Raw genomic sequence first — 23,542 nt, 5'->3', positions numbered from 1 at the left:
AACCGGGCTACACGGATCGGCACTCCGCGAGGCGCCTCTCCAGAAAACGCCGCTCGGCCGCGTTCTCGACCAGTTCCAGCGCCCTGGTGTACGCCTCGGCCGCCTCCGCCGAACGCCCCGTCCTGCGCAGCAGGTCCGCCCGGGTGGCGGCCAGCAGGTGGTAATCGTCCAGCTCGCCCGTCCGCTCGACTTCCGCCACCAGCGCCAGCCCCGCCGCCGGGGCTTCGGCCATGCCCACCGCCACCGCACGGTTGAGCCGCACCACCGCGGAGGGTACGAGACGCGCCAGCTCCCCGTACAGCGCCGCGATGTCGGCCCAGTCCGTCTCCTCGGCCGTCGCGGCGGTGGTGTGGCAGGCGGCGATCGCGGCCTGGATCTGGTAGGGCCCCGGACGCCCGCGGCGCAGGGCGGTCTCCAGCAGGGCGGCGCCCTCGTCGACAGCGGCCCGGTCCCACGCCGTACGGTCCTGGTCCTCCAGCGTCACCAGTTCACCGGCCGCGTCCACCCGGGTGGCCCGGCGGGAGTCGTGCAGCAGCAACAGGGCCAGCAGGCCGAGCACTTCGGGTTCGTCGGGCATGAGCAGGGCCAGTACCCGGGCGAGCCGGACCGCCTCCGCGCACAGGCTCGTACGCACCAGATCCGCGCCGGACGTGGCGGCGTACCCCTCGTTGAAGAGCAGGTAGACCACGCCGAGGACGCCGGTGGTGCGTTCGGGCAGCAGATGCGCGGGCGGAACACGGTACGGGATCCCGGCGTTGCGGATCTTCCGCTTGGCCCGCACCAGCCGCTGTGCCATCGTCGCCTCGGGGACGAGGAAGGCGCGGGCGATCTCGGACGTGGTGAGCCCGGCCAGCGTCCGGAGGGTGAGGGCCACCCTGGCCTCGATGGGCAGCGCGGGGTGACAGCAGGTGAAGATCAGCCGCAGCCGGTCGTCCACCACTCCGGCGTCCTCTTCGTGTTCCGGGTCGTACGGTCCCTCGTGCCGCGCCAGTACCGCCACCTCCCGCAGTTTCTCCGCGCCCACCGCCTCCCGGCGCAGCACGTCCAGGGCGCGATGGCGCGCGGTCGTGGTCAGCCAGGCGCCGGGGCGGCGCGGGACTCCGTCGCGCCGCCACCGGTCCAGGGCCTGGGCGAAGGCGTCCTGCGCGCACTCCTCGGCGAGGTCCCAGTCGCCGGTCACCCGGATCAGGGTGGCGACGACCTGGCCCCATTCCTCGCGGAAGGCCGAGGCGACCGCGCCCTCGACGTCCTCCGCTCCCGGGTTCCCGTTCACTCCCAGACCGGCCGTACCTCCACCGATCCGCCGGCCAGCGCCGCCGGATGCCGTGACGCGAGCGCGATGGCCTCGTCGAGGTCGGCCACCTCGATGATGTCGATGCCCGCGATGTACTCCTTCGACTCCATGAACGGCCCGTCGCTGAGCAGGACCTCGTCGCCCTGGACACGGACGGTGGTGGCGTCGGTGGACGGCCGCAGCCGCGCGCCGCCCTTGACCAGGTCGCGGCTGCGCACCTCCTCGATGTAGGAGGTGAAGCGGGGGTCGTCGGCGGTCTCCTCGGGGCTCAGCTCCTCACCGCCGACAGGGGTGCAGATGAACAGGACGTACTTCATGACCGGCCCTCCTCGTTCCGTGTGACGGCGGATGCGTCGCCCGGGCCCGACATGTGCTGGTGGACGATCCGCCAGCGGTCGCCGGCCAGTCGGTAGCCGGTGGTCACCCGCTCCGTGGTGTCCAGTTTCCCGCCGTCGGCGAGCGCGGCGCGCGTCCGTACGAGCGCATGGCCGAACGCGATGCTCTCGTCGACCCGGATCCGGAGGCCGAGCACCTCGCGCTCGACCGGCCCGTCCACCGCGGAGAACCAGAGCTCCACCGCCTTGCGCAGGGCTCCGACCCCGCTCTGTTCGCCACCGCTCCCGGGATGGAAGACCTCGACGTCCGGCGCGTAGCAGGCCATCGCCCGGTCGACGTCGTGGTCGCGGACGGCGGCGGTCACTTCCGCGTCGAGCCGGCGGATCTCCCTCTCGGCGTCCTCGTCGTCCCAGAACGCGCGGACCTCCAGGGCGCCGACGGACGCCACGGGGTGCTTCGCGGCCGCCTCGACGGCCTCCTCCAGGGTGGCGCACTCCAGGATGTCGTATCCGGCGACGTACTCCTTCGTCTCCGCGAACGGTCCGTCGGTGCGCAGCACCTCGCCGTCGCGCACCCGTACGGTGACCGCGTCGGCGGGCAGGCGCAGGCGGTGGCCGTGCAGCCGCACGCCCCGTTGGGCGCTCAGTTCCTCGACCCAGGGTTCGACGGGGGCCATGCCGGAGGCGTCGGCGGTGTCGTCACCGCAGACCAGCAGCATGTACTTCATGGTTCCTCCCGGTGCTCAAGAGCTTCCTACACCCCACCGACGAACGGGAGCGCGCCGAATCGACACGCCCCTCACATCTTTCGCGGACAGCCGGCGGCACAGGCCGTACGGCATACGGCATACGGCATACGGGAGGGGGCGCCCGATCCGCCGTGGGAGGAAGGCCCGTTCAGCCGCGAGGGGCTCCGAGCCGCACCGGAAGCGCCCGCACACTGTTGCCGACGAAACTGGAGTGGCGGACGAGCCCGGCCTCGGGCAGGGCCGGTTCGAGATCGGGGAAGCGGGCGAACAGCCGCTCCAGCGCGATCGTGGCCTCCATGCGCGCGAGCGGGGCGCCGAGGCAGTAGTGGGCGCCGTGTCCGAGGGAGAGATGACGGACGGCGTCGGGCCGGGCCGGCCGGGTGACGTCGAAACGGTGGGCGTCCGGACCGTGCACCGCCGGGTCCCGTCCGGCCGCCGAGTACCCGGCGAGCACCGGGGTGCCCCGGGGGATCACCGTGCCGTCGACCGTGAGGTCCCGGACCGGATAGCGGAAGGGGAAATAGCTGACGGGCGCGTCCCAGCGCAGTGTCTCCTCGACCACGTCCGCCCAGCTCACCTCGCCCTCGGTGACCATCCGCAGCTGATCCCGGTGACCGCACAGCGCCCGTACGGCGTTGGTGAGGAGGTTGAGGGTGGTCTCGTGTCCGGCGATGATCATCAGCACCAGGGTGCCGATGAGTTCCTCCTGGCTGAGCCGGTCGCCGCCCTCGTCGCGGGCCGCGATCAGCGCGCTGGTGAGGTCGTCGCCCGGCCGCTCGCCCCGGGCGGCGGCCACGGCCGTCAGCACGGCCACCAGTTCACGGTTGGCCGCGAGTGCCTTCTCGGGGCCGATGTCCGTGGCGACGACCTGGCTCGACAGCTGGTGCAGCCGTTCGCGGTGCTCGGCGTCGACCCCGAGCAGTTCGCCGATGACCCCCATCGGCAGCGGCATCGCGAAGTGCCGCCGCAGATCGGCCACACCGCCGTCCCGAGCTGCCGCCCGGGCCAGGCCGTCCAGCAGCTCGGCTGTCAACTCCTCGACCCTGGGCCGTAGTTCTTCCACCCGGCGGCCGGTGAACGCCTTGCTCACCAGTGACCGCAGCCGCCGGTGGTCGTCGCCGTCCGCGGTCGTCATCCCGCGCACGGTGGCGAAGGTCGCGAGCGGCCAGCCCGGCGCGATCCGGCCCTCCCGCAGCGCGGTGAAGTGTGCGGCCCCCTTGGCGACTTCGGGGTGCGCGAGGAAGTCCCTCAAGGCCGCGTGGCCGAGCACCGCCATGCCGTCCACCCCGCCGGGCAGCACGACCGCGGCGACGGCGCCCCGCTCCAGGAGCCGCGCGTTGTCGGCGTGCGGGCAGCCGCCGGCCGGGTCCAGACGGTGCGGCGTGCGGGGCGAGGTGTCCACCGGTTCTCCTGACCACGACGGGGGGCGAATGTCGTACGACGTGCCGTTCCGCGCAGATCGTACGGTCAACGGGAGTCGTCCGAAGGCCGGTTGGGCCACTTCTTCCGGCCATCGTGCCGTGCTCACCTGGAGTGTCGGGCGGTTCCCGCCGGGCCGGGGGTCCGGCACGGAGGCCGCCCTCCGCGCACGGCCGGTTCCGGCGACGCGGCGTTCCTCCCGCCGTCCGCCCTCCGCGCACGGTTGGATGGGGCCATGACCGACGAGCCCATGACCGACGAGCACACGCGGATGATGCGGGCCAACGAGGCCAACTGGGACGCGCGGACCCCCGTTCACCTCGCCAGCCGCTTCTACGGACTGCACGAGTCGCTCGACCCGGCCCGCTGGTTCGCCGCCTTCGAGTGGGAGGACCTCGGCGAGCTGTCCGGCCTCGATCTGCTCCATCTCCAGTGCCACCTGGGCACCGAGACGATCGCCCTCGCCGAGCGGGGCGCGCACGCCGTGGGGCTCGACATCTCCGAGGCCTCCGTGACGGCCGCGGCCGGCATCGCCGCACGGGCGGGCGCGGACGTCACCTACGTACGGGCCAACGTGTACGACGCCGTCGAGGCCCTGGAGGGGCGGCGGTTCGACGTCGTCTACACCGGCAAGGGCGCCCTGTGTTACCTGCCCGACCTGGACCGCTGGGCCGCGGTGCTCTCCCGGCTGCTGCGTCCACAGGGGCGGTTGTACATCGCCGAGTTCCACCCCCTGCTCAACTCGCTGGGCCCCAAACCGGCACCGGGCGACGACGGCCGGCTGCTGCTGCGCCACGACTACCTGGGCGGCCGCGACGCCGTGCACCGGGACGCCACGTACACGTACACGGACGGACCCGCCGTGCGGGGTTCGACCGACAGCTACGAGTGGACACACGGGCTGGGTGACGTCGTCAACGCGCTGGTCGGAGCGGGGTTCGGCATCCTGCGGCTGCGGGAGAGCGACGAACTGCCCTGGCCACGCTGGCCGCGGATGACCCGTACACCGTCCGGCTGGTGGCGGCTGCCGGAGAGCGAGCCACACATCCCGCTGCTCTACGGCCTGCTCGCCGGACACCGCACCGCGGAGTGAGGTGCGCCGAAGCACGCTGAGGCACACCTCACAGCGACACCTGACCATCAGGTGGTACAGTGCGTACAGCACTTGTGTACGCCCCGTCCTGGGCGCCGGTGCCGATCTTCGTTCTTCTCGCTGATCCGCCCGTTGTGTCCGACCGGCCGTCAGCTTTCTGGTACCGCCTTCCGAGCCCGCCCGGACGTGGCTCCTCAGGTGGTCTCCCCCGCCGTACGGAGGCGTGAGCACACCCCCTCCCCCGGCACGTCCCCTCCCTTCCTCATGACCTCATGAACCCGTCCTCGAAAGGACTCCCTCTCATGACCACCACACTCGAACACCCTCCCGTACGACAGCAACTCCCGCCCCGAACCGCCGGTGTCCTCGACATCGTCTCCAACGGCCAGGGATACCTGCGCGGCACCGGCACCTGCCTGCCCACATCGGCCGACGTCCAGGTGTCCGCCGCGCTGATCCGCCGTCACGGCCTGCGCAAGGGCGACACCGTCGAAGGCCTGAGCGGCGGCCCCCGTGCCCTCACCGAGATCGAAAGGATCAACGGCCGGGCACCGGAGGAGCTGCGCCGCCGCCCCCACTTCCGCGACCTCACCCCGCTGCACCCCCGCGACCGGCTCCGTCTGGAACACCCGGCGAGCGGTATGGCCGGACGCGTCATGGACCTCGTCTCGCCCGTCGGCAAGGGCCAGCGCGGACTGATCGTCGCCCCGCCCAAGACCGGCAAGACGGTACTGCTCCAGCAGATCGCCGCCGCCGTCGCGGGCAACCATCCCGAATGCCGTCTGATGGTGGTCCTGCTCGACGAGCGGCCCGAAGAGGTCACCGACATGCGGCGCTCCGTCCGGGGCGAGGTCTACGCCTCGACCTTCGACCAGACGCCGAAACAGCACATCGCGCTCGCGGAACTCGTCGTCGAACGTGCCAAGCGGCTCGTCGAACAGGGCGAGGACGTCGTCATCCTGATGGACTCCCTCACCCGGCTGTGCCGGGCCCACAACAACGCGGCCGCCGCCGGGGGCCGCACCCTCAGCGGCGGCGTCGACGCGGCCGCGCTGCACGGCCCCAAGAAGCTCTTCGGCGCCGCGCGCCTCGCCGAGGAGGGCGGCTCGCTCACCATCCTGGCCACCGCCCTGGTCGAGACCGGCTCCCGCGCCGACGACTTCTTCTTCGAGGAGCTCAAGGGCACCGGCAACATGGAGCTGCGCCTCGACCGCCTGACCGCCTCCCGGCGGATCTTCCCGGCCGTCGACGTCACCCCGTCGGGCACCCGCCGCGAGGAACTCCTGCTGGCCCCGAACGAGTTGTCGGCCGTACGGGGGCTGCGGCGCGCCCTGCAGACCCGGGACAGCCAGGCCGCCCTGGAGACCCTCCTGGAGCGGATGCGCGCCACCCCGGACAACGCGGCTTTCCTGCGCCAGGTCCAGCCCACCCTTCCGACGGCCTGAACCCCCTCCCGGACGCGTCCGCGTGCGGCATCCGGGTGCTCGATCCGCTCGCTCTGGCCCGGCATCCCCGCGCAGAGCGACTCCGTTCCTACGTTTTCGGTATGACTATCGGATTCGCACCCTGGGCCGCTGTCTCTCGCGCCGCTGTCTCTCGCGCCGCCGTCTCCTGCTCCGTCGTCTGCGTGGCCGGCACGCTGGCCCTCGCCCCGAGCACGGCCCTGGCGCACTCGGGCTCCGGCAGGAGTCCCGCCCCGGTTCTGTCGAGCCCCAAACCCTCCGAGCCGCCGTCACTCCAGGACCCCGGAACCCGGGTACTGCCACGGGCCGGGGCGCCCACGGTCCCCGACGTGTCCGCGCTCTCGTGGCTGGTGGCCGACGCCCGCACCGGTGACGTGCTCGCGGCGCACAACGCGCACCGCAGACTCGCGCCCGCCAGCACCCTCAAGACCCTGTTCGCGCTCACCGTGCTCCCGACGCTGCCCGGCACCATCCGGCACACCGTCAAAGGGGCGGAGCTGGAGGGCATCGGGGAAGGCAGCAGCCTGGTGGGCGTCGCCGCGGGGCGCACCTACCGGGTCGCCGACCTGTGGCGCGGCGTCTTCCTCAACTCCGGCAGCGACGCCGTGCACGTGCTGGCCGCGATGAACGGCGGCTGGCGGAAGACCGCAGGCCAGATGCAGGCCAAGGCACGCGAGCTGGGCGCCCGCGACACCGACGTCGTCTCGCCCGACGGCTACGACACACCCGGTCAGGTCTCGTCGGCGTACGACCTCGCCGTCTTCGGACGGGCCGGACTGCGCAACCCTGAGTTCGCGCGGTACTGCGCCACCGCCCAGGCCACCTTCCCCGGCGCCGACTTCCCGTACCGGATCGAGAACACCAACCGGCTGCTGACCGGAGCCGACGGGGTGCAGCCGTACCCGGGCCTGCTCGGGGTCAAGAACGGCTACACCACCCAGGCGGGCAACACGCTCGTCGCGGCCGCGCGACGGGGCGGGCGCACCCTCGTGGTCACGGTGATGAACCCTCAGGCGGGCGGCGGCTTGACGGTGTACGAGGAGGCGCGGGCGCTGCTCGACTGGGGCTTCGCGTCCGCCGGACACGTCGATCCCGTCGGGTCGATCCTCGCGGCCCGGACCCCCGCGCTGCCGGCGCCGGCCGTGCCCGCGCCTCCCATGCTCCCGGAGAACGACGGCGCCGACGTCGGCTGGCCGGAGACGGCCGGGATCCTGGGCGCGGCCGGACTCGGCGCGGGCGGAGTGGCCTTCGCCCTGCGGCTGAGGAACGGCCGGGCCGGTCGCGGCTGACCCACCGGCAGCCACAGCAGCAGGCCCAGCGTGATCCACGTATAGGCGTTGCTGCCGAGGAATCCGTCGAGGCCGGAGGCGTCGTCGAACCACAGCCACACCACGCTGCTGCACAGGACCGCGTACAGCACGGCCGCGACCCGCGTACGGTGCCGGTGCAGCAGCACGGCGAAGGACGGCAGCAGCCAGACCAGGTGGTGCACCCAGGTGATCGGACTGACCAGGCAGGCGGCGAGTCCGGTGAGGGCGAACGCGCCCGTCCAGTCCTCGTCCGACACAGCCCGCGAGGTCCGCCACGCCCACACGCTCAGGGCCAGCAGGACCGCCGTCGCCCAGGCGGCCCGGCTCGGTTCGCCCGGTGCCTCGAGCCGGGCCAGGACGCCCTGGAGCGACTGGTTGGAGACGTAGTCGAGACGCCCGATGCGGCCGGTGTCCCACAGCGCCTCGGTCCAGTACACACGCGACGGGCCCGGCGCCACCCACGCCGCCAGGGCGGTGGCGCCCGCGGTGACGGCCGTCGCGACCCCGGCCGCCCGCCAGCGCCGCGCGAGCAGCAGCAGGCCGATGAAGATCGCGGGGGTGAGCTTGACGGCCGCGGCCAGTCCGATGCCGACGCCCGCCCGGCGGCCCCGGCCGGTGGACAGCAGCCACGCGTCGCTCAGCACGAGGGCCAGCAGCAACAGGTTCACCTGCCCGAAGCTGAAGGTGTCGCGGACGGGCTCGAACAGGGCGAGCGCACAGCCGGCGAGGGCGAAGCCGAACCAGCCGTAGCGGCGCAGCGCCGGCCCTACGAGGATCCACACCACGGCGGCCAGCGCCACGAGGTTGAGAAGCAGCGCGAGCGCGATCGCCGTGCGCTCTCCCACCAGTGCCATCGGCAGCATGGTGAGGGCCGCGAACGGCGGATAGGTGAACCCGTACGTCGTCCCCGGCAGCAGGTAGTCGTAGATGCCGCCGCCCTGATGGGTCCAGGCGTCGACGGTGCCGTAGTACACGCGCAGGTCGAACCAGTCGCGCAGCAGTGGCACGGTGGCGGTGAACACGGCCACGACGGTGGCGAGTACGCAGACGAGGAGCAGTCGCCGGCCGCCGGTCTCCGGGGCCCTCACGCGGTCCCTCCCAGCATCGGGGGCCGCTGCTCGGTCACGGCCGCCTGGCGGGCCTGCCAGAGGACGACGAGGGCGAGCGCTCCGCCGGAGACGGCCAGCACCACCTGGCCGACGTCCGCGGGCGCTCCGCTCGGCAGCACGGCGAGCGCGAGCACTCCGCTGGCGGCCGCGACGCGGTGGCGCACCGTACCGCTCGGTGCCGCCGCGGCGATGAGGAACAGTCCCCACAGGGCGTACCAGGGGCGGATCGCCGGGCCGAACACGGCGACCGCGCCCAGGCTGAGCCCCAGCGCGTAGATGGGGCCCGGCCGCAGGCGCAGCCAGATGAACAGGACGACGAGCACGGTCACGACCAGTCCGGTCGCGTGCCAGGCGGGCATGGCGAGCGGTGCGAGACCGCTGCCTAGGTCCCCCAGCACGGCGGCGGTGCCCCGGCCGAGCAGGCTGGTGAGCGACCAGTTGTGCGGGGAGACCGGCGTCTTCAGGGCGGCTATCCAGCCGTATCCGGTCCCGGCGGCCGCGGTGGCAACGACGGTGGTGGCGAGGGCGACGCCCGCGGTGGTCAGGACGGTCCGCACCGCGCCGCGCCGCCCGCGCAGTGCCACGACCGCCAGCAGGCCGAGCACGGCGGGTGCCTTGACCAGGGCGGCGAGGGTGATGAGGACGACGCCCACGACGTGCCACCGGCCGCGCGCGGCGACCAGGCCGACCCCGAGCAGCCCGAGCATGATGGCGTCGTTGTGCGCGCCGGCCACCAGGTGCAGCAGGACGAGCGGGTTGAGCGCGCCGAGCCACAGCGCCGCGGCCGGATCGGCACCGCTGTGCCGGGCCAGCCGGGGCAGCGCCGCCGCCATCAGCGCGACACCGAGCAGGGCGACCAGGCGCATGCCGAGCAGCCCGGCCGGTATCTCGCCGCGGGTCAGGCCGGACAGCGCGGAGGCGACGGCGAGGAACACCGGGCCGTACGGCGTGGTGGTCTGCTGCCACACCGGTGCCACCTCGTCGGCGAGCGGGCCGCCGAGTTGTGCGGGCCCGTGCGCGTAGACGTCGATGTGCGCGTCGACCATGGCGCCCTGGGCGAGATAGCTGTACACGTCCCTGCTGAACAGCGGCGGGGCGAGCAGCAGCGGGGCCGCCCACGCGGCCAGCACCAGCAGCAGGGCGCGCGGGGTGGGCGGTTCGGGTCCGCGTACGACCGTGCCGAGCAGGGCCCACGCGGCGATCAGCAGAACGACGCCGAAGTACACCCCGACCAGCCCGAGTACCGCGCGGCTGGAGCCGGGGGCGAGCAGATCGTGCGCGGGCAGGGCGCCGGCGGTCTCACCGCCCAGGGCGAGGAAGGCGGTGCCTGCCAGGCCCAGAGCCTGGCAGCGGCGGAGATCGACGGGGTAAGCCTTGGCCAACACTTGGAAAGCGTGTCAAGGGCGGGTGGCCGGAAAGCGACGTGATGCCCTCCGGACGGGGGCGGTCGAGTTACCTCCGCGTGGCGTGCGGGTGCGTCGCGGCCAGTCGCGGGTTTCCCGTGGGTTTCCGGTGAGGGCGGGGGTGCCGTTCCTCGCGGGCCGCGCCGCCGGAACGCGAAACCCCGGACGCGGAACTCAGAACTCAGAACACCGACAGACCGGTGAGTGTGGTGAAGCGGTCGAGGGCCGCCACCCCGGCGACCGAGTTCCCCCGCTCGTCCAGGCCCGGTCCCCAGACGCACAGGGTGCATCGGCCCGGGACCACCGCGATGATGCCGCCGCCGACGCCGCTCTTGCCGGGCAGACCGACCCGGTAGGCGAACTCGCCTGCCGCGTCGTAGGTGCCGCAGGTGAGCATCACCGCGTTGACCTGTTTGGCCTGGCTGCGGGTGAGCAGCCGGGAGCCGTCCGCCCGGATGCCGTGCCGGGCCAGGAAGCCGGTGGCGAGCGCGAGGTCGGCGCAGGACGCCTCGATCGAGCACTGGCGGAAGTACTGGTCGAGGAGGACGGGCACCGGGTTGTCGATGTTGCCGTACGACGCCATGAAGTGACCGAGGGCCGCGTTGCGGTCGCCGTGCCGGGCCTCCGAGGCGGCCACGTCCTTGTCGAAGGTGAGGGCGGCGTTGCCGCTCTCGGCGCGCAGGAACCCGAGCAGGGTGCCCGCCGCGTCGCCGGTCCGGGTCTGCAGCCGGTCGGTGACGACGAGGGCACCGGCGTTGATGAAGGGGTTGCGCGGGATGCCGTTCTCGTATTCCAGCTGCACCAGCGAGTTGAAGGGGTTGCCCGAGGGTTCGCGGCCTACGTGCTCCCACAGCTCGTCGCCCTCGCGGGCCAGGTCGAGGGCGAGGGTGAAGACCTTGGTGATGGACTGGGTGGAGAACGGCTGCCGCCAGTCCCCGACCCCGTACACCGTGCCGTCGAGTTCCGCCACGGCCATGCCGAAGCGGCGGGGGTCGCAGGCGGCCAGGGCCGGGATGTAGTCGGCGGGCCGCCCGCGGCCGGGTGTCTGTTCGATCTCGGTGGCGATGCGTTCCAGGACCGGCAGGAACGTCGGGGACGACAGCGACGCGGACATGATCACCATTGTGCCGCCCGGCCGGTCCGGATGCTCGTTCGGCTCGGGCCGCCCCGAGGGGTGCCGCTGCCCGCGGGCGGTCCGGACCGGGCGCCCTCACCGGCCGGCCGGCGGGCAACGGCCCCTGTCCCGGGCCGGGTTCGGTGACGCCCTGTCCGGCGGTGAGGCCCCTTGGCGCCACCTTCGGGGTGTGAGGTCGCGGAGATGACGGCGCGGCCTCACACCCCACGGTGGTCAGCTGCTGAGGGTGCCCGTGGCGAGCAGTCCGAGCAGCGCCACCCCGATCACGATCCGGTAGATCACGAAGGCGTTGAAGGAGTGCTTGGCGACGAACTTCAGCAGCCAGGCGATCGAGCCGTAGGCGACCACGAACGACACGATCGTGCCGACGGCCAGCGGCGCGGCACCCACCCCGGTGCCCAGGGCGTCCTTCAGCTCGTAGATCCCGGCGCCGGTCAGCGCCGGGATGCCGAGGAAGAAGGAGAGCCGGGTCGCGGCCACCCGGTCCAGGTCGAGGATGAGCGCGGTCGACATCGTGGCGCCGGAGCGCGAGAAGCCGGGGAAGAGCAGCGCCAGGATCTGCGAACTGCCCACCAGCATCGCGTCCTTGAACGAGGTGTCGTCCTCGCCGCGCTTGTGCCGGCCCATCTGGTCGGCCACCCACATCACACCACTGCCGACGATCAGTGAGGCCGCGACCACCCACAGCGAGGCCAGCGGCCCCTCGATGAGCTTCTTCGCGGCCAGGCCGACGACCACGATCGGGATGGTCGCGTAGATCACCCACCAGGCGAACTTGTAGTCGTGGTGGTGACGCTCCTCCTTGTCGCGCAGTCCGCGCCCCCAGGCGGAGACGATCCGCACGATGTCCTTGAAGAAATACACGAGCACGGCGGCGATGGCGCCGACCTGGATGACCGCGGAGAACCCGACGACGGCGTTGTCGTCGACGGGGATGTTCATCAGCCCCTCGGTGATCTTGAGATGGCCGGTGGAGGAGACGGGGAGGAATTCGGTCACTCCCTCGACGACTCCGAGGACGACGGCCTGACCGACGTTGATGACGCTCATGGAATCCAGTTCTGAGGAGTTGGTCGACAGTGCTGTAGACAGTCTTACTATGCCCGGGTCACGCGCAAGGTCTAGGCCCACACGGCTTGCGCGAGCGAAACCCCCGCGAATGCCGCGCCGAGCCCGGCCGCCACGCTCACGATCACGTTCGCCGCAGCGTAGAACCCCGCTCCGGTCTCGGTCAGCCGTAGTGTCTCGTACGAGAACGTGGAGTACGTGGTCAGTGCCCCGCACAGACCGGTACCGAGGAAGAGCTGAAGGTGTTGGCCGGCGGCGCCCGCGGCGACCGCGCCGGTCAGCAGGCCGAGAACCAGACAGCCGACCACGTTCACCGCGAACGTGCCCCACGGGAAGACGGTGTCGTGCCGGGTCTGTACCGCGCGGTCGGTCAGGTAGCGCAGGGGCGCGCCGAGCATCGCGCCGACGATCACCAGCAGCCAGTTCACAACTACTTCTTACCTTCCCTGCCCGTATTGTCGGAATCTGCGTCGCGGCCCGTGTACCGGACGACCTCGCAGTCGTCGAGGATCACCAGCCCCTCCCCGACGAGTTCGTCGAGCTGCGGGAGGAAGGCGCGGACGCGTTCCCCGGTGTCCACGAGGACGATCGCCACCGGGAGGTCCTCGCTCAGCGACAGCAGCCGTGAGGTGTGGATCAGCGAGGAGGCGCCGAAGCCCTCGATCCCGCGGAAGACGCTGGCCCCGGCCAGACCCGCCGCGCGGGCGCGGTGCACGATCTCCGTGTAGAGCGGCCTGTGGTGCCAGACGTCGTTCTCGCCGATGAAGATCGTCACACGTAGGGCGCTGCCGGTCAGCCGGGTCATCGCCGCCTCCCCGCCAGCGCGCGGCGGGTCACCGCGACCGCGAGCCATACCGCCGTGAGCGCGGCGAACAGGGTCCCCGCGAGATAGGCGAACCCGGTCGCGGGGTGACCCCCGTCGAGAAGTCCTCGGATGTCGACGGCGTAGGTCGAGAAGGTGGTGAAACCGCCGAGCACCCCGGTGCCGAAGAAGGGCCGCACCAGGCGGTGGGCCGCCCACACGTCGGTGATGACGACCATGAAGACGCCGATCACGGCGCAGCCGACGACGTTCACCCAGAACGTGGTCCAGGGGAAGCCGCCGGTCTCCACCGGCCACAGCCGGGCCGCCCCGTACCGGGCGGTGGCGCCGAGCGCTCCGCCGAGCGCGACCATCGCCACCACCGGCCCCTGGCCGTCCCAGGAGGACGCGCGGCGGGCGGGCGGACGTACGGGAGCGTCGGGGGTGCCGACTCGCTCGGGGTGCGGGACTGTCATGGACGCACTTCTCCTACTCGCCGGGCCCCAGCGGGCACACGTCATCGCAAGTAGGGACCGTTGGCGGCGGCCGAGCCGCGGTTCGGGTACGGCGGGCCCCACCGCCGCGCCGCGACGCAAGATCGCGGCCGGTGAACAGCGTACCGCCGGTGACGGTGGCCCCGCACACCCGGACCGGTCACGCGGGACGGGCGTCCGGCGGCAGGTCGCAGACCGCGATCCCCCGCTCCCAGATGCTTCCCAGGACCAGACGGCCGTCCGCCACGCACACGCTGGTGACCATGCGGAACCGTGCGTGCCGGCGCTCCAGACGGTGGACGACGCGGCCCTCGTCGTCCACCGCGAGGACCCCGGTGGTGCCCGGCGGCCGGAACGGCGCGCGCACCGCGACGCGGGCCGCCGCGTGCCGCAGGGCGGGACCGCGGCGGTGCAGGAGTTCCAGGGCGGGGACGCGGGGCCCGGCCAGGGCCACCCAGAGCGGGCCGCCGGGCTCGCGCCAGACGTTGTCCGGCTGACCCGGCAGATCCTCGGCGAGGGTGTCGGCACGGCCCGCGGCGGATCCGGTGAGCCGGACCCGGGTCAGACGCCGGGCGCCGGTCTCCGCGACGACCAGAAAGGACTCGTCGGCGGCCGCCGCGAGACCGTTGGCGAACTGCAGTCCCTCCAGGACCACCTCGGGTTCCGTGGCGCCGGGCGCCAGACGCAGCAGCATGCCCGTGCCGGTGTGTTCGACCAGATCCCCGATCCACCGGTCGAGCGGGTACCGGCGGCTGGAGACGGTGAAGTAGACGGTGCCGTCGGAGAGCGCGATCACGTTGCTGCAGAAGCGCAGGGGTGCGCCGGCCAGCGTGTCCGCGAGGACGCGGACGGCGCCGTCGCGGACACGGACGCCGAGCAGCCCTCGGCGGGCGTCACAGACCAACAGGTCACCGTCCGGGAGGAGTTCGAGCCCGAGGGGCCGGCCTCCGGTCCGCGCGATCACCTGGACCCGGGTGCGCGCGGGGTCGGCGAGTCCCTCGACCCGCAGGACACGGCCGTCCTCGACGGCGGTGAGGACCCGGCCGTGCGGGTCGGCCACCACGTCCTCGGGACCGTGACCGCCGAGGGACACGCAGTGGCGCGGTACGAGGGCCGTGGGGCGGGCTGGCTTCGGAGAGTGCGTCATGTCCGCCTCCGTACCCCCGCCGGCCCTTCTCCAACAGACGCCGGACCCCGGAGACCCGCACTCGGCGATGCGGTACCGCGCGTCACCGCACCAGGGCCCGTCCGCGCGGTGCGGCCCGGAGCGGTGCGGATCCCCACGAGGGGAGCGAGATGGTCAGGATTCGAGAAGCCGTCGGGCAGTCCCCCGTCCTAGCGTGGAGGAGCCGGCGCAGTCCGTCGGCCGGACAGCAACGACACCCATCACGAAGGAGCCGCCATGACCGCCGGCCTGAAGACCATCGTCTACCCCGTCAAGGACCTCGCACGGGCGAAGGCCCTGTTCAGTGGACTGCTCGGGGCGGAACCGTACGCGGACACCGCGTACTACGTCGGGTTCAAGGACGCCGGCCAGGACGTGGGGCTCGACCCCAACGGTCACGCCAAGGGAATGACCGGACCGGTTCCGTTCTGGCACGTCGACGACATCCGGGCCTCGCTCGCCGGGCTTCTGGAGGGCGGGGCCGAGACACTGCAGGACGTCCAGGACGTGGGCGGCGGCAGGCTGATCGCCTCGGTCAAGGACCCGGACGGCAACCTCGTCGGGCTCCTCCAGGACGCCCCCGGCGCCTAGCCCCGGGCCGGTCCCGACGATAAAGATGCAACCGCACTGGTTGCACGCTCAATGAACAGCGGCGGCTCTGTTACCGTGCAGACATGGCAGCGAACACGGCGGATGAGGTCCGGCTCGAGGACCGGTGGCGGGACATCCTGTCGGTGCACGCGCGCACCATGTGCGAGATCGACCGTGCGCTGCATCCGCACGGTCTGGGCGCCAGCGACTTCGAGGTGCTGGACATCCTCGCCTCCGGAGAGCTCTCGCACGCGGGCGAGCAGTGCCGGGTGCAGAACATCGCCGACCGCGTCCATCTGAGCCAGAGCGCCCTGTCCCGCCTGATCGGGCGGCTGGAGAAGGACGGACTGGTCCAGCGCACGGTGTGTGCGGAGGACCGGCGCGGAGTGTGGGTCGCGCTCACCCGCGAGGGCCGTGACCTGCACGCCGAGGTGCGCCCGCTGCAGCGCGCCGTCCTCGCCCGCACGCTGGCCGGCTGAGGGCCGCCTGTCGCGGACCCGCTCCGTACCCGGCCCGGACTACGGGGTGGCCGGGGGCAGTGCCGCGTCTCCGGCGCCCGGGCGGCGGTCCACCGGCCGGGCCGGCGGGATGGGCGTGGTGGCGAAGTCCCGTGGTCCGGTCCACAGCGCGGGGACCGCGTCGCCGCGCCGGCACAACTCATAGGCGATCGCCTCGTAGTTGACCCGCCAGCCCTGGAAATGGGGCCATGCCTCCCGCGCTGTCCGACCGGCGGGGAAGCCCGCTGCCCGCACCATGGACACCGCCGCGTCGAACTCCGCGAAGGACAACCGGATCGGGGTGTCCGGGGCGGGGTCCGCGTCGTACGCGAAGCGCAGGGAGCGCGCGATGTCCCGCAGTGCGGTGAAGCCCGCGCGCAGGACCAGCCGGGCTTCGGGCGGAGCGCTGCCCGGGGTGAGGGCAAGGTGCAGGGCGGCCGCGTCCATCACGGAGACCAGACCGACGATCCAGCTGCGGTACGGCCGCGGGGAACGGAACGCCAGCAGGACCGGGTACGTGGAGTGGCTCTCGCCGATGTCCGAGGCGAGCCGCTCCCAGGAGCGGTACAGCTCGGGGAGCGCGATCTCGGTGTCGACCAGCCACTGCCGGGCCAGGATCTCCGGTCCCCAGGCGGGTTCCCCGGCGCGCGACTGGAGCAGGGTCACCTCCAGCTCGCGGCGGTTGTAGGCCGCGTACAGGGTGGGCAGGTACGCGATCTGGAGGGCGATCACGACCGGTCCCGTGGCCGCCGCGAGGAAGTCGACGACGGACAGGTGCAGACGGTCACCGCTGGCGAAACCGAGCGTGAACAGGCTCGATCCGGCCTCTCGCACGGACTGGCTCCAGGTGAGCGCGGAGAGGGCGTGCAGCAGCAGTCCGAAGCCGAGCAGGGCGCCGCCGAGCCAGCTCGCGAGCATGCCGACCAGTATGAGCGGGGCCAGCCAGGTCTGTGCGCGGTCGATGGCGTCGTAGCCGCCGCCGGGGGCCGCCAGGCGCAGGAGCAGACGCAGCCCGCGCCACCAGCGGATCACCAGCGAGGAGTAGAGCCCCCGCGGCACCACGAGGGTGCGCAGGATGCTGGCGAGCACCAGGACGAGAAGCAGCCCGCCGGCGACGCCCGAGATCCAGTTCATGCGGCCATTGTCACGCCCGGTACGGGCCGGCCCGCGCGGCGGCTCGGATGCCTGCGGATGCCGGTGCCTGCGGATGCCGGTGCCTGCGGGAACCGGTGCCTGCGGATCCCGGTGTCTCCAGTTACCGGTGCCTACCGATGCCGGGTGCGTCCGCCCGCGGCCCGGCGGTGGTCATGGCGACGGAGGGCGGGCCCCCGACCGGCATCTCGTCGAGGGCCCGTCGCCGCGTCGCTCCGGATCAGACGGCCGGGCGGGCCAGGAGCGTGCGGACGCCCTCGGAGGTGAGCGTCAGACCGTGCGGTGAACTCGCGTCGATGGTGAGCGCCAGATCGCCGGACGGCCACTGCGAGGCCAGCGCGCCCAGGGGAACCATCCGGTAGCGGGAAACGAAGGGCAGCAGCCCGGCCATCTCCAGCTCCGAGGTGAACACCGGCACCACCTGCTCCCCGCCCGGCTGGTCGAGCACCGGCAGCGCCACGGCCGCGGGATCGGTGGCGTCCTGGTCGCTCGCGTCGTCCGGCACGGGAACCAGCACCTCGCTGTCGGCCAGCGTGTCAAGTGCTGCCACGTCGCGGGTGTTCTCCGCGAGGGTGTCCAGGGCCCGCTGGGCCGGGGTCGCGGGCGTGGGCCGGTGGTGGTCGTTCGAGGGTGTGTCCATGGCAGATCCCCATGAGTAGCGGACGGACCGCCCGGCACGTGATCCGTCCCGGGCGCGGTTCCCGTCGCGCGTACCCGTCCACGGCCGGGACATTCCGCGTCAGGACGACGGAATCATGATCGCCCGGCTGGCGAGGAACGTGAACGGCACGGCCACCGCCGAGGCGAGCAGCGCCGCGGTCCGGGACCCGCAGTGGCCCACCTCGACCAGGAAGTGCAGGGCGAGCGTGGAGACGACGAGGTTCGTGGCGGTGGCGAGGGGGAAGCGCACGAACTTCCGCAGGGTGGGACGCGTCCGGTAGGTGAAACGCGCGTTGAGGAAGAACGAGACGACCGTGGCCCCGGCGAACGCCACGAGATGGGCGACCAGGTAGGGAAGGACCGTCAGCAGCGTGAGGTAGAAGCCGTAGTACACCGCGGTGTTGGCCACGCCGACCACGGCGAACCTGAGGAACTGGCCGCTGATCAGCAGCTGCCGGGCACGCCGGGGCTGCGCGGACGGTGGCCGCCGGTCGAGACGTCGAGAGAAAAGTCCGATCATGTCCTCATCATTGAAGCAGAGCCGGGAAGCGTCCCGGTCCACTCCCTTCCGTTGCCCCCCTCCCTTGTCCCTCCGCTGTCCCCCCTTGTCCTCTCTTGCCGTCCCTGGCTCCCCCCTGCCCGCCCTTGCTCGCTCTTGCTCGCCCCCGCTGGGACCGCACGGACCGGAAAACCGGGGGCCGTCGCAGCCCCGGGCGATTACAGTCGGCGCTCTCATTTCCGGACCCGTGCCGTGACCGGGGCCGCGCCGTTTTTCACTGGGGGACAGAGCACCATGGGGTCCGACCGTTCAGGCCTGCCCGGCGGGGGTGCGCGTGTGCACTACCCGCGCACCCCGCATCTGCCGTGGTCACCGGGGGCGACCTCGGACGACGTGCGGGCGGTGGACCTGGCGGGCCTGCGGGACCTGGAGGTGGTGGTCACCGAGAAGCTCGACGGGGAGAACACCACCCTGTACGCCGACGGGCTGCACGCCCGGTCACTCGACTCGGCGCACCATCCGTCGCGGGCGTGGGTGAAGGCTCTGCAGGGACGGATCGGCGCGGCCCTTCCGCCGGGGTGGCGGGTGTGCGGTGAGAACCTGTACGCGCGGCACTCGATCGCGTACACCGGACTCGACAGCTGGTTCTACGGGTTCTCCGTCTGGGACGGTGACCGGTGCCTGGGCTGGGACCGGACGGTGCGGTTCCTGCGGCGGCTGGGCGTCCCGGTGCCGCGGGTGCTGTGGCGGGGCGTCCTCGACGAGCGGGCCGTACGGGCTCTGCGCGTCCTGCGGCTGGATCCCGCCCGGCAGGAGGGGTACGTCGTACGGACCGTCGAGGGCTTCGGACACGAGGAGTTCGGCCGCCGGGTGGCCAAGTGGGTGCGGCCCGGGCATGTGCGGACCGACACGCACTGGATGCACGCCGAAGTGGTGGCCAACGGGCGGGGCACGGCCGCCGCACTGTGGGACGTACGGTCGGGCGCGGCCCCCGACGCCCAGGCACTCGCGGCGGCGACGGGAACGGGGTCGGAGGCGGGACCAGCGGGTTCGGGGACGGCCGGGGAGACATCCGCCGGCGATGCCCTCGTCGCGGAGGTGTCCGCCAGGCTCGACGTGCTGGGGCGGACCGGGGACGCCCGGCTGACGGGCGTGCTCGCCGCCCTGCTGCACGGCCGGCGTCGTGCCCGGCTGGCTCCCCGGCTGGCCGGACCGCTCGGCATGCCGTCGGCACGGCGGGTAGCGGACCTGGTCGGGCTGCAGTCCCTGCTGCGCCGCCCCTACCCCGACGAGGAACGGCGTGCCGGACTGGGACGCATGGCCGTCGCGGCCGACCTGGGCGTGCTGCACGCGGTCGCCGCGGCCGTCGCCGCCACCGAGGGTGCCGCGGCGCGCGAGCAGGTCGACTGGTCGGCGCTCCACGCGGAGGAGGCTGGGCTCCTCGCGGAGGAACCGTTCGAGCGGCTGCGCGCGAGTCTGTGCCGTGCCCTCACCGGCCTCGGGGACGCCGATGCGGCCGACCGCTGCTGGGCGCAGGCACGGGCGTCGTACGCCGCGGGGCACGTGGTCACCGCGGAGGCGGCCGTGGCGGCGACCTGGCGGCTGCGGAGCGGCGCGTTCCCCCGGCTGATCCACTTGGTGGGTCCGTCGGGCAGCGGCAAGAGCACGTTCGCCGCCGGACTGACCGGGATCGACACCCGTGTCTGCCTGGACGACCTGCGCTCGGCGCGCGGCGCACGCTCCGACCAGCGGGCCAACGCGGACGTCCTGCGCGAGGGCCTGCGACGGCTGGACTCCGCGCTCGCGGCCGGTCCCGCGACCGTGGTGTGGGACGCCACCTCGCTCGGCCGGCACCAGCGTTCCCTGGTGGACGCCGTGGCGCACCGCCGTGACGCGCTGATCACCCAGGTGGTCGTGCTGGCCACGGACGACGAACTGAGCGGGCGCAACGCCGAGCGGGCGCACCCGGTGCCGCCCGAGGTGCTCGACACACAACTGCGCCGGTTCGACCCGCCCTACCCCGGCCAGGCCCACCGCACGTGGTACGTCGGCACGGGCGGGACCGTGGACGACGTCGACGGCACACTGGTCGACGGCACTCAGGACGGGGGCGAGCGGTGATGCGCACCAGCGACGAGATCTACCACCGGGTCCGCTGGGACCCCCGCTTCGACCCGGCGCGGTTCGTGCTGGGTGTCAACCAGCGCGGGGCAGCCCCCGAGCGCGTTCCGCTGCCCGCCTTCGTGCCGGGGGGTGACATCCCCTGGCACCGGGTGCTGTTCGTCGAGGCGGACGGCGAGGTGGTGTGGGACCGGGCCACCGGCGTCGACCGGATCGACATGTCGACCGCCGGCCGGGTGCGGGACCCGCGCCTGCTGCGGGCCCCATTCTTCACGGCCGACACGCCGCACGTGTGGGACGACGCGGCGGCACGGTGGCGTACCCCCGACCGTACGGGGGCGCCGGCGGACGCCACCCGTGTGCGGGTGCTGACCTGGAACACGCTGTGGGACCGCTACGACAGCGACCGCATCGACACCGAACGCCGCCGGCCCCTGCTGCTCGCGGCCCTGGAGGACGCCGACGCCGACGTCATCGCGCTCCAGGAGGTCGAGGCCGGGCTGCTCGACCTGCTGCTGCGGGCCCCCTGGATCCGCGCCGCCTACACGGTGGGCAGCGACCCCCGCGGGAAACGGGTCGACGACACCGGACTGCTGCTGCTCAGCCGGTTGCCCGTGCGCGAGGCCGCCCATCACGCGCTCGGGCCGCACAAGGGCATCACCGCCCTCACCCTGGAGACGGCGTCCGGCCCGCTCGTGGTCGCCGCCACGCACCTCAGCAGCGACCACTCCGACAACGGCCCGGCCCGCCGTGAGGCCGAACTCGCGCGCATCGCCGAGGGACTTGCCGACGTGGACGGTCCGCTGATGCTGCTCGGCGACTTCAACGACGGCGACGACGGCCCGGCCGGACCCGCCGCCGCCCTCCGGCTGCGCGACGCCTGGACCGAGGTGCGCGGGCCCGCCGACCGGAGCCCCACCTTCGACCCCGCCGTCAATCCGCTGGCCGCGGTCTCCTCGCGCTCCGGCCGTTCCTCCCGGCTCGACCGGATCCTGCTGCGGGGCCGCGCGCTCCGCCCGGCGTACGCGGGCCTGCGGGGCGACTCCCCCGGTCCCGGCGGGCTGTACATCTCCGACCACTTCGGCGTGGAGGCGGTCGTGAGCCTGGACGGCGCGGGCGTCACCACGGCCCGCGACGGCGCCGGATCCGTGCCGGATCCCGCCTCCGCTTCCGGCCCCGGCTCCGCCGGTGCCCACCACACGCCCGACATCTTCGCCGCCGGCGACGCCCTCGACGTCGCTCCGACCTCCCGGACGGCGGTGGCGTGGCTGCCGCCCGAGGATCAGTGGCCGGTGATCCAGGAACTCCGGCGGGCGTACGACCCGCAGGCCCGTCGCTGGCCGCCGCACGTCAACCTGCTCTTCGGCTTCGTCCCCGAATCCGCGTTCGAACGGGCCGTCCCGCTGCTGTCCCGGGCGGCGGCCACGTCACCGCCCTTCGACATCCGGCTCGACGGCGTGCACACCTTCGGGCACCGGGACGACGCCACGGTGTGGCTCGACCCGGCCGGGGCCGGCCCGGAGCCGTGGGCACGGTTGCGCGCCGCGCTGGAACAGCGGTTCCCACGGTGCCGGGGCCGTGCCGAGGGATTCACCCCGCATCTGACCCTGGGCCGTGTCCGGGACCCGCGGGCTGTCGCCGCCGTCTGCGCCGCGCGGCTCGGCTCCGCCGTCCCGGCCCGGGTCGGGCACCTCGTCCTGCTCTCCCGTCGGGGCGACGAACCGATGTGTCCGCGGGCGACGGTCGCGCTGGGCACGGGTGAGGTGCGGTGGCTGCCCGACCCGGCCACCGCCTCCACCGCCGCCGTGCCCCCGGACGATCGCGCCGAGCGGACCGCACGGTGCCTGGCCGACGCCCTCGGCGAAGGAACCGTGCATGTCGTGGGGTCCCGGCGCATGGGCGGCGCGCTGCCCGGAGCCGATCTGGACCTGGTCGCGGCCCTGCCGGGCGTCGTCGACATGGCGGACATCCGGGCACGGGTTACCAGTGCCCTTACGGACGCCACCCGGGTACGGCAGGTGACCGGCGCCCGGGTGCCGGGGCTGCGGCTGAGCGTCGGCGGACTCGGTGTCGACCTGGGCGTGATCGCCACCGGCTCCCTGGCTCCCGCCGAGGCGGTGGACCACCGCGCCGATCTGGGCGCGCCGGCCGCGACCGCCCTCAGCGCGGTCAGCGACGCGGACGCCGTGCGGAGCGCGGTCGGCGGCCGGCACGCCGCGTTCGCCCGGCTGGCCGCGGAGGTCAAGGCCTGGGCGAAGGCGCGCGGTCTCGACTCGGCACCGTTCGGCGGGCTGCCGGGCCTCGCCTGGTCCGTGCTCGCCGCCCGTACGACCCGCGAGGCTGACGTCCTGTCCCCGGCCGGACTTCTCCGGGACTTCTTCGGGACCTGGGCCGCCTGGGACTGGCGTGAACCGGTCCGCCTCGAACCCGCCGGTGTCGAACCCGTCGGCCTCGAACCCGTCAGTCTCGAGCCGGTCGGCCACGAATCCGACGTCCACGGCCGCACGGACGGCGCCTTCACACAGCCGTGTTCCGCGCTGTCGGTCATGACCCCCACCGAGCCGGTCCGCTCCTGCACGACACAGGTCGGCCCCGGCTTCCTCGACCTCCTGGCGGACGAGCTGTACCGCGCCTGGGACATCCTGGAAACGGCCGCGCGCACCGGCACCGATCCTCTGCCCGAACTGCTGTCTCCCCCACCTCTGCACCGCCGGCACGCCGGATGGCTGGTGGTGCGTGTACGTGCCGCCGGGACGGAGGAGTTCGACGAGATCCAGGGTCGCGTGCGCGGGCGCGTACGGGCCCTGCTCACCGCTCTGGAGGACGCCGGGACCGCCGATGCCCACGCCTGGCCCCACCCCTTCGAGGCGGGTCCGTCGTCGGCGGCCTACGCGATCGGGCTCGGGCGGAACCCTCTCGACGCGGCCCGGCTCGCCAAGATCGCCGAGCGATGGCGCAAGGGACTGCCCGGCGTCGTGACCGAGGGAGTGGAGTGCGGCGGCGTTCCCACCCTCGGCCTGGCGCCGTACGTCCCTCGGCGGCATCCCTAGGACCGAGCCCGGCGCGACCGCCACACCGTGAACGCCGACCAGGTGTACAGACCGAACCGGGTCGGTGCGAGCCCCGCCCCTCGGAGGGATTGCCTCGTCACGGGAGGCTCGGCCCGTCGTAGGTGACCGGAGG

21 protein-coding genes and 1 pseudogene are annotated in these 23,542 nt (G+C 73.2%); 7 read left to right on the top strand and 15 right to left on the bottom strand.

The window, feature by feature from the left end; all coding sequences use genetic code 11:
* Positions 1-7: 7 nt before the first annotated feature.
* The 4 genes from ABZV34_RS16335 to ABZV34_RS16320 form a co-directional block, all read right to left on the bottom strand.
* Positions 8-1,273, bottom strand: coding sequence for an RNA polymerase sigma factor (locus ABZV34_RS16335; protein ID WP_356276062.1), 1,266 nt, complete (start codon positions 1,271-1,273; stop codon positions 8-10).
* Entirely contained in the window at positions 1,270-1,611 is a 342-nt protein-coding gene (locus ABZV34_RS16330; RefSeq protein WP_356276059.1) for a YciI family protein, read from the bottom strand. The genes ABZV34_RS16335 and ABZV34_RS16330 overlap by 4 nt, the downstream gene beginning before the upstream one ends.
* Complete coding sequence (locus ABZV34_RS16325) at positions 1,608-2,357, bottom strand: nuclear transport factor 2 family protein (protein ID WP_356276056.1); 750 nt, start codon at positions 2,355-2,357, stop codon at positions 1,608-1,610. Before ABZV34_RS16325 ends, ABZV34_RS16330 begins: the two co-directional genes overlap by 4 nt.
* Positions 2,358-2,526: 169 nt before the next feature.
* Complete coding sequence (locus tag ABZV34_RS16320; RefSeq protein ID WP_356276053.1) at positions 2,527-3,780, bottom strand: cytochrome P450; 1,254 nt, start codon at positions 3,778-3,780, stop codon at positions 2,527-2,529.
* 267 nt (positions 3,781-4,047) lie between these two features.
* On the opposite strand from ABZV34_RS16320, the gene ABZV34_RS16315 reads away from it, so the two are divergent.
* The 3 genes and pseudogenes from ABZV34_RS16315 to ABZV34_RS16305 form a co-directional block, all read left to right on the top strand.
* On the top strand, positions 4,048-4,890 hold the full coding sequence (locus ABZV34_RS16315) for a class I SAM-dependent methyltransferase (RefSeq protein WP_356276154.1): 843 nt from the start codon (positions 4,048-4,050) through the stop codon (positions 4,888-4,890).
* A 302-nt stretch (positions 4,891-5,192) separates the two neighbouring features.
* Positions 5,193-6,335 (top strand): transcription termination factor Rho, encoded by a 1,143-nt coding sequence (gene rho / locus ABZV34_RS16310; protein ID WP_356276051.1) that lies wholly within the window; start codon positions 5,193-5,195, stop codon positions 6,333-6,335.
* 101 nt (positions 6,336-6,436) lie between these two features.
* A pseudogene (locus ABZV34_RS16305) lies at positions 6,437-7,351 on the top strand (D-alanyl-D-alanine carboxypeptidase); the annotation flags it as partial.
* 11 nt (positions 7,352-7,362) lie between these two features.
* Here the strand turns inward: ABZV34_RS16305 and ABZV34_RS16300 are convergent.
* The 8 genes from ABZV34_RS16300 to ABZV34_RS16265 form a co-directional block, all read right to left on the bottom strand.
* A complete protein-coding gene (locus tag ABZV34_RS16300) occupies positions 7,363-8,751 on the bottom strand; it encodes a glycosyltransferase 87 family protein (protein ID WP_356276049.1) in 1,389 nt (462 codons plus the stop codon).
* The gene (mptB, locus tag ABZV34_RS16295; protein WP_356276047.1) at positions 8,748-10,157 is read right to left on the bottom strand and encodes a polyprenol phosphomannose-dependent alpha 1,6 mannosyltransferase MptB; all 1,410 of its coding nucleotides are present in this window, start codon (positions 10,155-10,157) and stop codon (positions 8,748-8,750) included. Before mptB ends, ABZV34_RS16300 begins: the two co-directional genes overlap by 4 nt.
* A 199-nt stretch (positions 10,158-10,356) precedes the next feature.
* A complete protein-coding gene (locus ABZV34_RS16290; protein WP_356276044.1) occupies positions 10,357-11,298 on the bottom strand; it encodes a glutaminase in 942 nt (313 codons plus the stop codon).
* Between the two features lie 225 nt (positions 11,299-11,523).
* The gene (locus tag ABZV34_RS16285; RefSeq protein ID WP_356276041.1) at positions 11,524-12,360 is read right to left on the bottom strand and encodes an undecaprenyl-diphosphate phosphatase; all 837 of its coding nucleotides are present in this window, start codon (positions 12,358-12,360) and stop codon (positions 11,524-11,526) included.
* Between the two features lie 71 nt (positions 12,361-12,431).
* Positions 12,432-12,806: a fluoride efflux transporter CrcB gene (crcB, locus tag ABZV34_RS16280; RefSeq protein WP_356276038.1), complete on the bottom strand. Its 375-nt coding sequence runs from the start codon at positions 12,804-12,806 to the stop codon at positions 12,432-12,434.
* A gap of 2 nt (positions 12,807-12,808) precedes the next feature.
* Positions 12,809-13,183, bottom strand: coding sequence for a DUF190 domain-containing protein (locus ABZV34_RS16275; RefSeq protein ID WP_356276035.1), 375 nt, complete (start codon positions 13,181-13,183; stop codon positions 12,809-12,811).
* Entirely contained in the window at positions 13,180-13,656 is a 477-nt protein-coding gene (locus tag ABZV34_RS16270) for a CrcB family protein (RefSeq protein WP_356276032.1), read from the bottom strand. Before ABZV34_RS16270 ends, ABZV34_RS16275 begins: the two co-directional genes overlap by 4 nt.
* Before the next feature lie 178 nt (positions 13,657-13,834).
* A complete protein-coding gene (locus ABZV34_RS16265) occupies positions 13,835-14,821 on the bottom strand; it encodes an SMP-30/gluconolactonase/LRE family protein (protein WP_356276029.1) in 987 nt (328 codons plus the stop codon).
* A gap of 255 nt (positions 14,822-15,076) precedes the next feature.
* Here ABZV34_RS16265 and ABZV34_RS16260 point away from each other — a divergent pair, with 255 nt between their 5' ends.
* Complete coding sequence (locus ABZV34_RS16260) at positions 15,077-15,430, top strand: VOC family protein (protein WP_356276026.1); 354 nt, start codon at positions 15,077-15,079, stop codon at positions 15,428-15,430.
* Between the two features lie 83 nt (positions 15,431-15,513).
* The gene (locus ABZV34_RS16255; protein WP_356276023.1) at positions 15,514-15,909 is read left to right on the top strand and encodes a MarR family transcriptional regulator; all 396 of its coding nucleotides are present in this window, start codon (positions 15,514-15,516) and stop codon (positions 15,907-15,909) included.
* A gap of 39 nt (positions 15,910-15,948) precedes the next feature.
* Here the strand turns inward: ABZV34_RS16255 and ABZV34_RS16250 are convergent, their stop codons facing one another.
* The 3 genes from ABZV34_RS16250 to ABZV34_RS16240 form a co-directional block, all read right to left on the bottom strand.
* Entirely contained in the window at positions 15,949-17,061 is a 1,113-nt protein-coding gene (locus ABZV34_RS16250; protein ID WP_356276020.1) for a hypothetical protein, read from the bottom strand.
* A gap of 238 nt (positions 17,062-17,299) precedes the next feature.
* The gene (locus ABZV34_RS16245; RefSeq protein ID WP_356276017.1) at positions 17,300-17,719 is read right to left on the bottom strand and encodes an SseB family protein; all 420 of its coding nucleotides are present in this window, start codon (positions 17,717-17,719) and stop codon (positions 17,300-17,302) included.
* A gap of 99 nt (positions 17,720-17,818) precedes the next feature.
* The gene (locus ABZV34_RS16240) at positions 17,819-18,259 is read right to left on the bottom strand and encodes a GtrA family protein (RefSeq protein ID WP_356276014.1); all 441 of its coding nucleotides are present in this window, start codon (positions 18,257-18,259) and stop codon (positions 17,819-17,821) included.
* A gap of 273 nt (positions 18,260-18,532) precedes the next feature.
* Between ABZV34_RS16240 and ABZV34_RS16235 the strand changes: the two genes are divergently transcribed.
* Together ABZV34_RS16235 and ABZV34_RS16230 are read left to right on the top strand one after the other, a co-directional pair.
* Positions 18,533-20,359, top strand: a complete 1,827-nt coding sequence (locus ABZV34_RS16235; RefSeq protein WP_356276011.1) for an RNA ligase family protein — start codon at positions 18,533-18,535, stop codon at positions 20,357-20,359.
* Positions 20,359-23,409: a poly(A) polymerase gene (locus ABZV34_RS16230; protein WP_356276151.1), complete on the top strand. Its 3,051-nt coding sequence runs from the start codon at positions 20,359-20,361 to the stop codon at positions 23,407-23,409. The genes ABZV34_RS16235 and ABZV34_RS16230 overlap by 1 nt, the downstream gene beginning before the upstream one ends.
* Positions 23,410-23,542: the final 133 nt, after the last annotated feature.

It is taken from the genome of Streptomyces sp. NPDC005195, from assembly GCF_040608315.1.
In the GTDB taxonomy this organism is placed as follows: Bacteria; Actinomycetota; Actinomycetes; order Streptomycetales; family Streptomycetaceae; genus Streptomyces; species Streptomyces kaempferi.
Note: the sequence above shows the minus strand (reverse complement) of the source record. Positions and strands in the feature narration are given on the sequence as shown.